This window comes from Massilia sp. Root351, assembly GCF_001425045.1.
In the GTDB taxonomy this organism is placed as follows: Bacteria; Pseudomonadota; Gammaproteobacteria; order Burkholderiales; family Burkholderiaceae_D; genus Rugamonas.
The window spans coordinates 49,368-63,747 of the sequence record NZ_LMDJ01000004.1; the positions used below are offsets into that span (position 1 = coordinate 49,368).

11 protein-coding genes are annotated in these 14,380 nt (G+C 65.3%); 6 read left to right on the forward strand and 5 right to left on the reverse strand.

Features of this window, described 5'->3' with window-relative positions; translation table 11 throughout:
- Positions 1-34: 34 nt before the first annotated feature.
- Both ASD15_RS08350 and metH read right to left on the reverse strand, forming a co-directional pair.
- Positions 35-421 (reverse strand): SPW repeat protein, encoded by a 387-nt coding sequence (locus ASD15_RS08350; RefSeq protein ID WP_057154379.1) that lies wholly within the window; start codon positions 419-421, stop codon positions 35-37.
- Between the two features lie 68 nt (positions 422-489).
- Complete coding sequence (gene metH, locus ASD15_RS08355) at positions 490-4,287, reverse strand: methionine synthase (RefSeq protein WP_057154380.1); 3,798 nt, start codon at positions 4,285-4,287, stop codon at positions 490-492.
- A gap of 127 nt (positions 4,288-4,414) precedes the next feature.
- Here metH and ASD15_RS08360 point away from each other — a divergent pair, with 127 nt between their 5' ends.
- Both ASD15_RS08360 and ASD15_RS08365 read left to right on the forward strand, forming a co-directional pair.
- Positions 4,415-5,233 carry a glycosyltransferase gene (locus ASD15_RS08360; RefSeq protein WP_057154381.1) on the forward strand — a complete coding sequence of 273 codons (819 nt, stop codon included), beginning with the start codon at positions 4,415-4,417 and terminating at the stop codon, positions 5,231-5,233.
- Between the two features lie 135 nt (positions 5,234-5,368).
- Positions 5,369-5,791, forward strand: coding sequence for a 4-oxalocrotonate tautomerase (locus ASD15_RS08365; RefSeq protein ID WP_057154382.1), 423 nt, complete (start codon positions 5,369-5,371; stop codon positions 5,789-5,791).
- 106 nt (positions 5,792-5,897) lie between these two features.
- Here the strand turns inward: ASD15_RS08365 and ASD15_RS08370 are convergent, their stop codons facing one another.
- The 3 genes from ASD15_RS08370 to def all read right to left on the reverse strand — a co-directional run bounded on the left by ASD15_RS08370 (position 5,898) and on the right by def (position 8,408).
- Complete coding sequence (locus tag ASD15_RS08370; protein ID WP_307188271.1) at positions 5,898-6,830, reverse strand: LysR family transcriptional regulator; 933 nt, start codon at positions 6,828-6,830, stop codon at positions 5,898-5,900.
- Positions 6,831-6,833: 3 nt separating this feature from the next.
- Entirely contained in the window at positions 6,834-7,793 is a 960-nt protein-coding gene (gene fmt / locus ASD15_RS08375; RefSeq protein ID WP_057154383.1) for a methionyl-tRNA formyltransferase, read from the reverse strand.
- 72 nt (positions 7,794-7,865) lie between these two features.
- Positions 7,866-8,408, reverse strand: a complete 543-nt coding sequence (gene def / locus ASD15_RS08380) for a peptide deformylase (protein ID WP_057154384.1) — start codon at positions 8,406-8,408, stop codon at positions 7,866-7,868.
- 162 nt (positions 8,409-8,570) lie between these two features.
- Between def and ASD15_RS08385 the strand changes: the two genes are divergently transcribed.
- From ASD15_RS08385 to ASD15_RS08400, 4 genes are all read left to right on the forward strand, one after another.
- Positions 8,571-9,677 (forward strand): LysM peptidoglycan-binding domain-containing protein, encoded by a 1,107-nt coding sequence (locus ASD15_RS08385; protein ID WP_057154385.1) that lies wholly within the window; start codon positions 8,571-8,573, stop codon positions 9,675-9,677.
- Positions 9,678-9,685: 8 nt separating this feature from the next.
- Positions 9,686-10,882 carry a DNA-processing protein DprA gene (gene dprA / locus ASD15_RS08390; RefSeq protein ID WP_057154386.1) on the forward strand — a complete coding sequence of 399 codons (1,197 nt, stop codon included), beginning with the start codon at positions 9,686-9,688 and terminating at the stop codon, positions 10,880-10,882.
- 52 nt (positions 10,883-10,934) lie between these two features.
- On the forward strand, positions 10,935-11,399 hold the full coding sequence (locus ASD15_RS08395; protein WP_057154387.1) for a DUF494 family protein: 465 nt from the start codon (positions 10,935-10,937) through the stop codon (positions 11,397-11,399).
- Positions 11,400-11,589: 190 nt separating this feature from the next.
- On the forward strand, positions 11,590-14,277 hold the full coding sequence (locus ASD15_RS08400) for a DNA topoisomerase III (RefSeq protein WP_057154388.1): 2,688 nt from the start codon (positions 11,590-11,592) through the stop codon (positions 14,275-14,277).
- The last annotated feature ends 103 nt before the right edge of the window (positions 14,278-14,380 follow it).

The following is a 14,380-nucleotide window of genomic DNA, read 5'->3' on the forward strand; positions in this document are numbered from 1 at the left end:
CGCTCACGCGCTCACCCGCCAAGCCCGGCCAGCGTCATGGATGCGCCGCGCCCGGCCAGTGCGTGCGCAGCTCCGGATCGGTGCGCATTTCCCACAGCGCCAGCACGGCAACCGCCAGGCCGACGCTGAGGTTGTTCCACATCGCCGTCTGCGGCACGGCGACTTGCTCGGCGCGCGCCAGCACCCAGGGCGACACGGCCACCCAGATGCCGACCAGCAGGTTCAGCACCACGGCCCAGAAATACGTCTTGTACAGGTCAAACGCCGCCAGCACCGCCATCACGGCCCCGGTGATGAAGGCATTCCACGCCAGCCGGGACGGGATGCCGTAGTCAAACACCCAGGGCGTTATGAACTGCCACAAGCCGAGCAGCAGGATCAGCTGATCCTGCCAGCGCTTGATTGCAACCTTGTTTTCCATATGGCCTCCATTGAAGTGGTTAGCTCCATGCTTAGGCCATCGCAGCGGTCAAAAGGTTCCCGGTTTTTTTACAGGTTGGGCGCCAGGTAGCGTTCCAGTTCCGCCTTGTCGATCTTGCGGCGGGCCGCCATGTCTTCGAACTGGTCGCTGCCGATCTTGCCGACGGTGAAGTACTTCGACTGCGGATGCGCGAAGTAGAAGCCGGACACGGCCGCGCCGGGGAACATGGCGAAGGACTCGGTCAGCTCCATGCCGATCTCTTCGGCCTGCAGCACCTTGAACATGTCGGCCTTGACCGTGTGCTCCGGGCAGGCCGGATAGCCTGGCGCGGGACGGATGCCGGCGTATTCTTCGGCGATCATCTGCTCGTTGCTCAGCGTTTCGGCGGCGGCGTAGCCCCACAGGTCCTTGCGCACGCGCTCGTGCATGTATTCGGCGAACGCCTCGGCCAGGCGGTCGGCCAGGGCTTTCAGCATGATGGACGAGTAGTCGTCGTGCGCGTCTTCAAAGCGCTGCTCGTACTTCTCGATGCCCAGGCCGGAGGTCACGGCGAACATGCCGATGTAGTCCTTGACGCCGGAAGGTTTGCCATCAATGAGCTTGGGCGCGATGAAGTCGGCCAGGCACTGGTTGGGGCGCTGCACGCCGTCGATGATCGGCTTGACGCCCTGCTGGCGCAGGCCGTAGTAGGTGAACGCCACGGTGTTGCGCTCGTCGTCGGTGTAGACCTCGATGTCGTCGTCGTTCACGCTGTTGGCAGGCAGCAGCGAGACCACGCCGTTGGCGGTGAGCCAGCGGCCGTCGATCAGTTTCTTCAGCAGCGCCTGGCCTTCCTCGAACACCTTGCTGGCCGCTTCGCCCACCACCTCGTCGGTGAGGATGGCGGGGAAGGGGCCGGCCAGGTCCCAGGTCTGGAAGAACGGGCCCCAGTCGATATAGTTGGCCAGCAGCGCCAGGTCGACGTTCTTGAACACGCGGCGGCCGATGAACTTCGGCTTCACGGGCGCGAATTCCAGCTTGGCCTTGTTGGCGCGCGCGGCGGCCAGCGACACGGTCGGCAGCGCCTTCTTGTTGGCGTGCTGTTCGCGGATGCGCACGTAGTCCTGCTCGATCTCGGCGATGTACTGGTCGCGGCTTTCCGGCGTCAGCAGCGACTGCGCCACCGACACGGAACGCGACGCGTCCGGCACGTACACCACCGGGCCTTCGTAGTTGTGCGAAATCTTCACCGCCGTGTGGGCGCGGCTGGTGGTGGCGCCGCCGATCAGCAGCGGGATCTTCATCATGCGGAAGTGCTCGTCGCGCTGCATTTCCTTGGCCACGTGGGCCATTTCTTCCAGCGACGGCGTGATCAGGCCGGACAGGCCGATGATGTCGGCGTTCTCCAGCTTGGCGCGCGCCAGGATCTCGGAGCAGGGCACCATCACGCCCATGTTCACCACTTCGAAGTTGTTGCACTGCAGGACCACCGAGACGATGTTCTTGCCGATGTCGTGCACGTCGCCCTTGACGGTGGCGATGACGATCTTGCCCTTCGGCTTGGCGACGATGCCGGTGCGCTTTTCCTCGGCCAGCTTTTCCTCTTCGATGTAGGGAATCAGGTGGGCCACGGCCTGCTTCATCACGCGCGCCGATTTCACCACCTGCGGCAGGAACATCTTGCCCTGGCCGAACAGGTCGCCGACGATGTTCATGCCGTCCATCAGCGGGCCTTCGATCACGTGGATCGGGCGGCCGCCGGAGGCCAGCACCTGCTGGCGCATCTCTTCGGTGTCGTCGGTGATGAACTGGGTGATGCCGTGCACCAGCGCGTGCGCCAGGCGCTTCTCGACGATGGCGTTGCGCCATTCCAGGTTTTGCTCCTGCGCCTTGCCGCCGGCCTTCAGCGTGCCGGCGATTTCGATCATGCGCTCGGTGGCGTCTTCGCGGCGGTTCAGCACCACGTCTTCCACGCGCTCGCGCAGCTCGGCCGGCAGGTCGTCGTACACGCCCACCATGCCGGCGTTGACGATGCCCATGGTCATGCCGGCCTTGATGGCGTGGTACAGGAACACGGTGTGGATCGCTTCGCGCGCCGGGTCGTTGCCGCGGAAGGAGAACGACACGTTGGACACGCCGCCGGAGATCTTCGCGTGCGGCAGGTTGTCCTTGATCCAGCGCGTGGCGTTGATGAAGTCCACCGCGTAGTTGTTGTGCTCCTCGATGCCGGTGGCGATGGCGAAGATGTTCGGATCGAAGATGATGTCTTCCGGCGGGAAGCCCACCTGCTCGGTCAGCACCTTGTAGGCCCGTTCGCAGATCTCGATCTTGCGCTCGAAGGTGTCGGCCTGGCCCTTCTCGTCGAAGGCCATGACGATCACGGCGGCGCCGTAGCGGCGGCACAGCTTGGCCTGGCGGATGAACTCCTCCAGGCCTTCCTTCATCGAGATGGAGTTGACGATGGACTTGCCCTGCACGCACTTCAGGCCCGCCTCGATCACGTCCCACTTGGAGGAGTCGATCATGATGGGCACGCGCGAGATGTCCGGTTCGGAAGCGATCAGGTTCAGGAAGCGCGTCATGGCGGCCAGCGAGTCCAGCATCGCCTCGTCCATGTTGATGTCGATCACCTGGGCGCCGTTTTCCACCTGCTGGCGCGCCACCGACAGCGCCTCGTCGTACTGCTCGTTCAGGATCATGCGCGCGAACGCTTTCGAACCGGTGACGTTGGTGCGCTCGCCCACGTTGACGAACAGCGAGTCGTCGTCGATGGTGAACGGCTCCAGGCCGGACAGGCGCTGCGCCACTTTCACTTCCGGCAGCGCGCGCGGCTTGGTGTCCTTGAGCAGCGCGGCGATGGCGGCGATGTGGTCCGGCGTGGTGCCGCAGCAGCCGCCGGCCACGTTGATGAAGCCGGCGTCGGCGAATTCGCGCAGCAGGGCCGAGGTGTCGGCCGGCAGTTCGTCGAAGCCGGTGTCGCTCATCGGGTTGGGCAGGCCGGCGTTCGGGTAGATGCAGACGAAGGTGTCGGCGATCTGCGACAGCTCTTCGGCGTAGGGGCGCATCAGGGCCGCGCCCAGCGCGCAGTTCAGGCCGATGGTCAGCGGGCGCGCGTGGCGCACCGAATTCCAGAAGGCCGGCACGGTCTGGCCGGACAGGATGCGGCCGGAGGCATCGGTCACGGTGCCCGAGATCATCAGCGGCAGGCGTTCCTGCTCCGGGCGCTCTTCGAAGTACTGGTCGATGGCGAACAGCGCCGCCTTGCAGTTCAGCGTGTCGAAGATCGTTTCCACCAGCAGCACGTCGGAGCCGCCGTCCACCAGGCCGCGCACCTGCTCGTAGTAGGCGGCCACCAGCTGGTCGAAGGTCACGTTGCGGGCGGCGGGGTCGTTCACGTCCGGCGAGATGGAGGCGGTCTTCGGGGTCGGGCCGAGGGCGCCGGCCACGAAGCGCGGCTTGTCGGCGCTGCTGTACTTGGCGGTGGCGGCTTTCGCCAGCTTGGCCGCTTCCACGTTCATCTCGTAGGCCAGGTGGCCCATGTGGTAGTCGTCCTGCGCGATGGAGGTGGCGCCGAAGGTGTTGGTTTCGATCAGGTCGGCGCCGGCGGCCAGGTAGCGTTCGTGGATTTCCTGGATCACCTGCGGCTGCGTCAGCGTCAGCAGCTCGTTGTTCCCCTTGACGAACAGCTCGCGCGCACCGCTGTCGGCGGGCGCAGCGAAGTCGGCGAAGCGGCCGGAAGGGCCGCCGCGGTAAGCCATTTCATCCAGCTTGTACTGCTGGATGATGGTGCCCATCGCGCCGTCCAGGAACATGATGCGCTTGGCGAGCATGTCGCGCAATTGGGCTTCGGTCTTGGAATAGCGTGGCTGGCTGGCTTTGTTGTTCATTTCGTACTTTCGCGACGTGGCTGGAGGGATGCTGTGCATGCAATACCGGGTCTAAAATTATACGGCATTGCAGCAACGGCGGTATAAGCCGCAGCAATATGGCCGTTGTTCCGGTACCATTGCGTGCATGAAGATCACCGTTATCATCTCCGCGCACAAAAAGCGCCGTGAAATGGAGTTTGTCCTGACCGGCTACGCCGCCCAGACCCGCATGCCGGACGAAATCATCGTTTCGCAGGACGGCGAGTTCCCCGAGATCGCCGAGGCGGTGGCCAATTGCCGCCACCTGGACCTGCCGCTGCTGCACCTGACCCAGGAGCACCGGGGCTTCGGCAAGTGCCGTGCCCTGAACCAGGCCATCCTCAAGGCCGGCGGCGACCTGCTGCTGTTCACCGACGGCGACTGCGTTCCGCGCGACGATTTTGTCGAGACTTATCTTCGCCTGAGCCGTCCGGGCGCCTTCCTGGCGGGCGGCAGCCATATCAGCGTGCCGGAGGCGTATCATTTGAATAACGACCTGCGGCCGGCGATCCTGGACCAGCGCCTGTTCGACTACGACTTCCTGAGCGCCATCCCGGGCTTCGACAAGAGCCGCAACCGCCTGCTGCGCAATCCGCGCCTGCAGCGCTTCTACGATTTCCTGTCGCCGCGCAACGCCTTCAGTGGCGCCAACAGCTGCGCCTTCCGGCACGACGTGCTGGAAGTGGGCGGCTTCGACGAAAGCATGGCCTACGGCGGTGAAGACCTGAACATGGGCCTGCGGCTGAACAACATCGGCGTGCGCGGCGTGCGCGCGCGGCACTCCATCGTCAGCCTGCACCTGGACCATGGGCGCGGCTACTACGACGCGGCGCTGCACCGGGCCAACCAGGACTGGAACAGGGAAGTGCGCAGCCAGCGCCACGTCTTCCCCCGCGTCTCCCCCATCCGCCAGCTCAAACCGTAGGGCGGCCTGGCGCCTCGCGCGTAAGCCGCCTATGTGCGCCGCACGCACAAATCATGTGCGCCCGCGCGGCTGGTGCGGTTGGAGAAGGACGCCTACGATGGCTACACCTTAACCCGATCCTAAAGGAGTAGCACCATGCCCATCCTGAACCTCACCCTGTCCACGCCGGCCAACAACGCCAGCGCCGAACAATCGCAGCGCGCCGCCGCCATCCTGCTGCGCCTGACCAACGACATCCTGCACAAGGCGCAGCCGCTGACCTCCATCGCCATCTCGCATGTGCCGCCGCAGCACTGGTACATTGGCGAGCAGTCGCTGGCGCAGCAGGAGAAGGCCAGCTTCTTCCTCGACATCAAAATCACCGACGAGACCAACACGGCGATTGAGAAGGCGGCCTACATCAAGGCGGTATTCGAAGAAATGGCCGGCCTGCTCGGCCCGCTGCACGACGTGAGCTACGTCCACATCGACGACGCCCGCCCCGCCGCCTGGGGCTACGGCGGCCTCACCCAGCAGTACCGCGCGGTGAAGAAGGCCATGGAGTCGCCCCCCGCTTGATTGTTCGCATGGTTGCAACCTAAGGCCCGGATGGTTTGCAGCGCATGAAGCAACTGCTGCGTGCGCCATATGCGCGCGCATCACGCCATAACGCCGATGGCGGCGTTCAAGCCCAGCCGCGTTCGCGGTAGCGGGCGGCCGCGAAGTCGATGAAGGCGCGCACTTTCGGCGACAGGTGGCGGCTCTGCGGGTAGAGCGCGTACAGTTCCCGGGGGCGCTGCGGGTAGTCCGGCAGCAGCGCGGTCAAGGCGCCGCGCTGCACGTCCTCGTGCACAATGAAGGCCGCGGCGTTGATGATGCCCAGGCCTGCCAGCGCGGCCGCGCGCAGGGCAACGCTGGTGTTGGCTTGCAGCTTGCCTTGCACGCTCACGGTCTCCTCGCCGCCGCTGCGGCTGCTGAAAGTCCAGACGCGCGGCTGTTGCGCCTGGGTGTAGGCCAGGCAGTTGTGCCGCGCCAGCTCGGCGGGCGTGCGCGGCGTGCCGTGCTGTTTCAGGTAGGCGGGACTGGCGACCAGCAGCAGCGGGCTGTCGGCCAGTTTTTTTGCCACCAGCGTGGAGTCCGGCAGGCCGCGCGTCAGGCGCAGCGCGACGTCGAAGCCGTCTTCGATCAGGTCGACGATGCGGTCGTTGCAGACCAGGTCCACTGTCAGGTCGGGATATTGCGCGATGAAGGCGGGCAGCCAGCCGGCCAGTTCCAGCGTGCCGAAGGCCATCGGCGCGTTGATGCGCAGGCTGCCGGACGGGCGCGCCTGGTGCTGCCCGACGGCGCGGTCCGCGTCGTCCAGCGCGTCGAGAATCTGGCGGCTGGCTTCGTAGTATTGCTTGCCGGCGTCGGTGAGGGCGAAGCGGCGCGTGGTGCGGTTCAGCAGCTGCGCGCCGAGGTGGGCCTCCAGCTGCTTGATCTGGCGCGAGACGGCGGTGTGGCTGAGATCGAGCGCCTCGGCGGCAGCCGTGAAGCTGCCCAGTTCGACCACGCGGCGCAGGGCGCGCAGCGCAGCCAACTGGTCGATGCGCGCCGGCTCAGCCAACTTCGTGCTCACTGCCTAGGCAAAGCGCAAGCCGTCGAGCGCGAAGCCCTTGATGAACTCGGCCGCCGGCAGGCGTTTGCCGCCCGGCTTTTGCAGCTCGGTCAGGCGCAGCGAACCGCCGCCGCCGCAAGCGACCACGATGCCGTGCTGCGCGTCGGCCGCCAGCACCTGGCCGGCCGGGGCGGAACTGTCGGCGTCCAGCACTTCGGCGCCCCACAGCTTGATGGTCACGCCGTTCACCTCGCCGTGCGCGCCGGGGAAGGGATTGAAGGCGCGGATCCTGCGGCCGATCTCGCGCGCGGACTGGGAAAAGTCCAGCGCCGCTTCTTCCTTGCTGATCTTGGCGGCGTAGCTGACGCCCGCTTCCGGCTGCGGTACCGCTTCCACCACGCCTTGTTCCATCTTGCGCATCACCTTGACGACCATGCGCGCGCCCATCGCCGCCAGCTTGTCGTGCAGCACGCCGGTGCTGTCCTGCGGGCCGATCGGCAGGCGCTCGATCAGCAGCATGGGGCCGGTGTCCAGGCCTTCTTCCATCTGCATGATGGTGACGCCGGTTTCCGCGTCGCCGGCCTCGATGGCGCGGTGGATGGGCGCCGCGCCGCGCCAGCGCGGCAGCAGCGAACCGTGGATGTTGATGCAAGGCTTGATGTCCAGCGTGCTGCGCGGCAGGATCAGGCCGTAGGCGGCCACCACCATGGCGTCGTAGTCGGTGGCCAGCAGCAGCTCGTGGGCTCGCTTCGCTTCGGCGGCGCGCTGCGGGTCTTTGCTGTCCATGCGCAGCGACAGCGGCTGCGCGACCGGGATCTGGTGCGCCACCGCGTACTGCTTGACGGCGGACGGGTGCAGATGCATGCCGCGTCCGGCGGGGCGGTCGGGCTGTGTCAGCACCAGGGGGATCTCGAAACCCGCCTCGTGCAGGCTTTGCAGCGCAACGGCTGCGAATTCGGGTGTGCCCGCGAAGATTATTTTCATGTTTTTTCCTCTTGAGGTGGCACTAAGCTAACATGGCCGGACTGTGCCGGCCATGTGGGGGGGAGTGGTGCGTCAGATGCGGCGGCCTTGCTCGCGCAGCGCTTTTTCGCGCTGCAGCCCGCGTTCTTCCTTGATCATGCGGGTCTTGATGCGGTTGCGCTTCAGCGGCGACAGGTATTCCACGAACACCTTGCCCACCAGGTGGTCCATTTCATGCTGGATGCACACGGCCAGCAGGCCGTCCGCTTCCAGTTCAAACTGTTCGCCCTTGACGTCGAAGGCGCGCACTTTCACCTGGGACGGGCGTTCCACGCCGTCGTACACGCCGGGCACGGACAGGCAGCCCTCGTCGTACACCTGGCGCTCTTCGCTGGCCCAGATGATTTCCGGGTTGATGAAGGCGATCAGGTTGCTCTTGTCTTCGGTGATGTCGATGACGACAACGCGCTCATGGACGTCCACCTGGGTGGCGGCCAGGCCGACGCCGGGTGCGTCGTACATGGTTTCGGCCATGTCGCCGACCAGTTTGGCCAGGCGCGCATCGAAGGCGGTGACAGGCTGCGCGATCTTGTGCAGGCGCGGGTCGGGATAGCGGAGGATATTCAGTATGGACATGCGGATTGGTCGTGTGACTTAAAAATGCAACAGGCGCACCCTGCTGCGCAGCGTGGTTTCTCTTGCTAGTTCAGGGTATTATGGGCAGAATTTGATTCAGCAGGGCAACCTTCAGGTCGCGATCCAGCCTTTCGTCCATGCCCGCCTTTAACGGACATCTCAATGAAAAATTTTAGCACAGTCGGCGCACGCCTGTTGATCGCGACGCTCATTTCCGGTGCAGCGGCAGCCTCGGCGCAGGCCATGAACTGCGAATTCCGGCCCAACGCGCCGGACCAGCACGTGGTGGTCAAGGGCGATACCCTGTGGGATATCTCCGGCAAGTTCCTGGAGCGGCCGTGGTGCTGGCCCCAGGTGTGGGGCATGAACCGCGACGAAATCCGCAATCCCCACTGGATCTACCCGGGCCAGATCGTCTACCTGGACCGCGCCGCAGGCCGCTTGCGCCTGGGCAACCGGGTGGGCGCCGGCGGCGGCAGCGGATCCGGCGATCCGTCCGCGCTGCGCCTGTCGCCGCAGCTGCGCATGGAGGGCCTGGGCAAGGACGCCGTGCAATCCATCCCCACCGGCGACATCGAACCCTTCCTGACCCAGCCGCTGATTATCGAGGAAGACGAGCTGCAGAACGCACCGCGCATCATTGCGGCGCAGGAGGGCCATGTTTTCCTCGGCAAGGATGAAAAAGCCTATGTGCGCGGCGACCTGAAGGGCGGCACCTCGTTCCAGGTGTTCCGTCCGGGCAAACCGCTGAAGGATCCGGTCACCAAGGCCGTGATCGGCCAGGAAGCTTTCTATTTAGGCACGCTCAAGCTGGTGACGGCCGCCAAGCCCGGCTCCGAAGTGCACACCTTCATGGTGGCCACGGCCAAGGAAGAAATGGGCAAGGGCGATTTGCTGATGCAGGCGCCGCCCACGCCGATGCAGAATTATGTGCCGCACCCGCCGGAGCGCCAGGTGGACGCCGCCGTGGTGGCGATTTACGGCGGCGTGAGCCACGCCGGCCAGAACCAGGTTGTCAGTATTAATCGCGGAAAGCTTGACGGACTCGATATCGGCTCCGTGCTGCAGCTGTACCATAAGGGACAGACGGTGACTGATCCGGGCGCCAGCAAAGGCTGGCACAACCTGGGCAAGCCGCAGGTCAAGCTGCCGGACGAGGAAGTGGGCAGCTTGTTTATCTTCCGCGTGTTCAAGCATATTTCGTACGGCCTGATCATGCAGGTCACGGCGCCAGTGGAAGTGGGCGACGTCGCCAAATCGCCGGAGTAAACCCCGCCGTGCAAGCCACGGATACCCCCACCCCCCGCCCGCAGCCGCTCAGTGCCCGCGCCCTGGCCAGCTGGCTGCGTCTGCAGTTGACGCCCGGTGTCGGCGTCACCGCCGCTGCTGCACTGATAGCTGAACTGCAACATCCCGACCGCGTTTTCGAGGCCGATCCCGCCGCGCTGGGCAGCGTGCTGTCCGAGGTGCTGGCGGACAAGCTGGTGCCGGCCGCCGTGCAGGCGTTGCGCCGCCCGCCGCCGGCGCTGCTGGACGAGTGCGCCGGCCTGGCCGAGGCCGCGCTGCGCTGGCTGGAGTTGCCCGGCCACCAGCTGATGGCGCTGGACGACCCGGCCTTCCCGTCCCAGTTGCGCAACATTCCGGCCGCGCCGCTGCTACTGTATACAAGGGGGCGGCGCGCGTTGTTGTACCAGCCATCTGTTGCCATCGTCGGCAGCCGCAACGCCAGCGCGCAGGGCGTGGCCAACGCGGACCGCTTTGCCGAGGCGCTGGCGGCGTCCGGACTGACGGTGGCCTCCGGGCTGGCGCTGGGCATCGACGCGGCCGCGCACGCCGGCGCGCTGGCCGCCGGGCCGGCCGGGGGCGGCACGGTGGCGGTGGTGGGCACCGGCATCGACCGCCTGTATCCGGCCCGTAACCGCGAGCTGGCGCTGCGCATCGCTGCCGAAGGCTGCATCGTCAGCGAGTATCCGCTGGGCACCGCGCCGCTACCGGACAACTTTCCGCGCCGCAACCGCATCATCAGCGGCCTGGCGCGCGGCGTGCTGGTGATCGAGGCGGCCGCGCAGTCCGGTTCGCTGATCACGGCGCGCTATGCCCTGAACCAGGGGCGCGACGTGTTCGCCGTGCCCGGCTCCATCCATGCTACGCTGAGCAAGGGCTGCAATGCGCTGATACGCGAATGCAAGGCCAAGCTGGCCGAGTCCGCCGCCGACGTGCTGGAAGACTTGCTGCCGGAAGCGCCGACCGGCGCCGGCGCCGAGCGGCTGCAGGTCACCGCCCAGCTGCGCGCCGAACTCGACGCGGTGCTGACCGCACTCGGCCACGACCCGGCCAACGCCGACGCCCTGGCGCTGCGCGCCGGCCTGTCCGCCGCCGACGCGCACAGCCATCTGCTGGCGCTGGAACTGGCCGGGCTGGTCGAGCGTTTGCCGGGAGGAATTTTTCAGCGCCTGACCCGGCAGCGGCCGTAACGATGCGGTGCAGGGCTTGTGTTTCGCCGTTCTTAACTGTTAGAGTAGCGCCATGTTCGACATCCTTGTTTATCTCTACGAGACTTATTACCGCCCCGATGCGTGCCCGGAACCGGCCGCATTGGCAAGGAAACTGTCGGCCGTCGGTTTCGACGACGAGGAGATATCCGAGGCGCTGGTCTGGCTGACCGACCTGAATGAAATGGCCGGGGTCGAGCAATCGCTGACGGCCGCGTCCACCGGCACCCGCTACTATGTGGAGGAGGAGCGGGACGCGCTGGGCACCGCCGCCATCGGCTTCATCCAGTTCCTCGAAAGCGCCCAGGTGCTGTCGCCGCTGCAGCGTGAAATCGTCATTGAACGCGCGCTGGCGCTGGATGAAGTTCCCGTGTCGCTGGGCAAGCTCAAGGTCATCGTCCTGATGCTGCTGTGGAGCCAGGGCAAGGAGCCGGACGCGCTGATGTTCGACGACCTGTTCGGTTCCGACGAAGATCAGACGCCGCGCCTGCTGCACTGACCGCTTCCCGTTGTTCCCCGCTTGCATGCCGCAAGACTACAAGATTACCCTGTGCTGCGGCCGTGCCGTGCCGCCATACCGCGGCAGCCATACCGGGATTGCAAAAGTTCGGCATGCGGTATAAGAATGTTCTGTATGATGCGCATGCTGCGCCAAATCCAGAGTAAAAAAACAAGAGAATACTAAAACTATGAGCAAAACCCTCATCATCGCCGAGAAGCCATCTGTCGCGAACGACATCGCGAAGTCGCTGGGCGGCTTTACCAAGCACGATGAGTACTTTGAGTCCGACGAATACGTGCTGTCCTCGGCCGTGGGCCACCTGCTGGAAATCGCGGTGCCGGAAGAGCACGACGTCAAGCGTGGCAAATGGAGCTTCGCGCACCTGCCGATGATCCCGCCGTACTTCGCGCTGAACCCGATCGCCAAGACCGAGTCGCGCCTGAAAGTGCTCAACAAGTTGATCAAGCGCAAGGATGTCACCGGCCTGATCAACGCATGCGACGCGGGCCGCGAAGGTGAACTGATCTTCCGCCTGATCGCGCAGAACGCCAAGGCCAAGCAGCCGGTGCAGCGCCTGTGGCTGCAGTCGATGACGCCCAACGCGATCCGCGAAGGCTTCAGCAACCTGCGCTCGGACGACGAGATGCTGCCGCTGGCCGACGCCGCGCGCTGCCGCTCGGAAGCGGACTGGCTGATCGGCATCAACGGCACCCGCGCCATGACCGCGTTCAACTCGAAAGAGGGCGGCTTTTACCTGACCACCGTGGGCCGCGTGCAGACGCCGACCCTGTCCATCGTGGTCGAGCGCGAAGAGAAAATCAAGAAATTCGTCTCGCGCGACTACTGGGAAGTGCGCGCCGAGTTCATCTGCGCGGCCGGCGTGTACGAAGGCCGCTGGATGGATGCCAGCTTCAAGAAGGACGAGAACGATCCGGAGAAGCGCGCCGAGCGCCTGTGGTCCAAGGCCGCCGCCGACAGCATCGCGCTGGCCTGCAAGGGCAAGCAGGGCAACGTCACCGAGGAATCCAAGCCGACCACCTCGATGGCGCCCGGCCTGTTCGACCTGACCAGCCTGCAGCGCGAGGCCAATGGCCGCTTCGGCTTCTCGGCCAAGAACACGCTGGGCCTGGCCCAGGCGCTGTACGAGAAGCACAAGGTGCTGACCTACCCGCGTACCGATTCGCGCCACCTGCCGGAAGACTATCTGGACACCGTCAAGGAAGTGCTGGGCGTGCTGGGCGAGAACAACAATTACCACACTTTCGCCAAGCAGATCCTGACCAAGGGCTGGGTCAAGCCGAACAAGCGCATCTTCGACAACAGCAAGATCTCGGACCACTTTGCCATCATTCCGACCGGCATCGCCCCGAAGAATTTGTCCGAGCCCGAGCAGAAACTGTACGACCTGGTGACGCGCCGCTTCATGGCCGTGTTCTTCCCGGCCGCCGAGTTCCAGGTCACCACCCGCTACACCGAAGTGTCCGGCCACCAGTTCAAGACGGAAGGCAAGGTCATGACCAATGCCGGCTGGATGGCCATCTATGGCAAGGACGTGGCCGCCGACGACGACAAGGAAGGCAGCGGCATGCTGGTGCCGGTCGCCAAGGGCGAGAAGGTGCACACCGAAAAGGTCACCGCCAATGGCCTGGTCACCAAGCCGCCTGCACGCTACAGCGAGGCGACCTTGCTGTCGGCCATGGAAGGCGCGGGCAAGCTGATCGACTCGGACGAGCTGCGCGACGCCATGTCCGGCAAGGGCCTGGGCACGCCGGCCACGCGCGCGGCCATCATCGAGGGCCTGCTGGGAGAGAAATACCTGCTGCGCGAAGGCCGCGAACTGATGCCGACCGCCAAGGCTTCCCAGCTGATGACCTTGCTGCGCGGCCTGGGCGTGAACGAACTGACCGCCCCCGAGCTGACCGGCGAATGGGAATACAAGCTGTCGCAGATGGAAAAGGGCCGCATTTCGCGCGAGGAATTCATGCGCGAAATCGCCCAGATGACGCAAATCATCGTCAAGCGCGCCAAGGAATACGACAACGACACCATTCCGGGCGACTACGCCACCTTGACCACGCCATGCCCGAACTGCGGCGGCGTGGTGAAGGAGAACTACCGCCGGTTCGCCTGCACCAAGTGCGAATTCTCGATGAGCAAAACGCCGGGCAGCCGCCAGTTCGAGATCGCCGAAGTGGAGCAGCTGCTGAAAGAGCGCACCATCGGTCCGCTGCAAGGCTTCCGCTCCAAGATGGGCCGTCCCTTCGCCGCCATCCTGCGCATCGTGCGCGACGAGGACATCAGCAACTTCAAGCTGGAGTTCGACTTCGGCCAGAACGACGAGGAAGGCGAGGACGGCGAAGGCGTGGACTTCACCGGCCAGACGCCGGTCGGCCCGTGCCCGAAATGCGCCGCCAACGTGTATGAGATGGGTCTGGCCTATGTGTGCGAGCACAGCGTGGCCAAGCCGAAGACCTGCGACTTCCGCAGCGGCCGCATCATCCTGCAGCAGGAAATCCTGCCCGAGCAGATGAGCAAGCTGCTAAACGAAGGCAAGACCGACCTGCTGCCGGGCTTCGTGTCGCAGCGCACGCGCCGTCCGTTCAAGGCCTTCCTGACCAAGGGCAAGGACGGCAAGATCAGCTTCGAGTTCGAAGAGCGCAAGGCCAAGCCGGGCGCCAAGCCGAAAGCGGGCAAGGCGGACGCGGCTGAAGGCGCGGAAGGCGAGGCGGCAGCGGCGCCGGCAGCTCCCGCCAAGAAAGCCGCCGCCAAGCCGGCCGCCAAGAAAGCGGCCGCCAAGCCTGCGGCGAAAAAAGCGGCAGCCAAACCGGCCGCCAAGAAGGCGCCGGCCAAGAAAGCTGCCGCCACCGCAGAGTAATCAGCGCCTACCGGCGGCATAAGCAAACGGGACCTTCGGGTCCCGTTTTTATTTCTGCAGTCGTGCTCGCACCGACCGCAAGCTGCGTCTGCCATGCAGCACT

Bases quoted from the DNA above. Each gene is read 5' to 3' on its own strand.
- def (WP_057154384.1), bottom strand. From the start codon at position 8,408: ATGTCCATACTGAATATCCTCCGCTATCCCGACCCGCGCCTGCACAAG.
- metH (WP_057154380.1), bottom strand. From the start codon at position 4,287: ATGAACAACAAAGCCAGCCAGCCACGCTATTCCAAGACCGAAGCCCAA.
- ASD15_RS08400 (WP_057154388.1), top strand. From the start codon at position 11,590: ATGAGCAAAACCCTCATCATCGCCGAGAAGCCATCTGTCGCGAACGAC.
- ASD15_RS08365 (WP_057154382.1), top strand. From the start codon at position 5,369: ATGCCCATCCTGAACCTCACCCTGTCCACGCCGGCCAACAACGCCAGC.
- ASD15_RS08350 (WP_057154379.1), bottom strand. From the start codon at position 421: ATGGAAAACAAGGTTGCAATCAAGCGCTGGCAGGATCAGCTGATCCTG.
- ASD15_RS08385 (WP_057154385.1), top strand. From the start codon at position 8,571: ATGAAAAATTTTAGCACAGTCGGCGCACGCCTGTTGATCGCGACGCTC.
- ASD15_RS08395 (WP_057154387.1), top strand. From the start codon at position 10,935: ATGTTCGACATCCTTGTTTATCTCTACGAGACTTATTACCGCCCCGAT.
- fmt (WP_057154383.1), bottom strand. From the start codon at position 7,793: ATGAAAATAATCTTCGCGGGCACACCCGAATTCGCAGCCGTTGCGCTG.
- ASD15_RS08360 (WP_057154381.1), top strand. From the start codon at position 4,415: ATGAAGATCACCGTTATCATCTCCGCGCACAAAAAGCGCCGTGAAATG.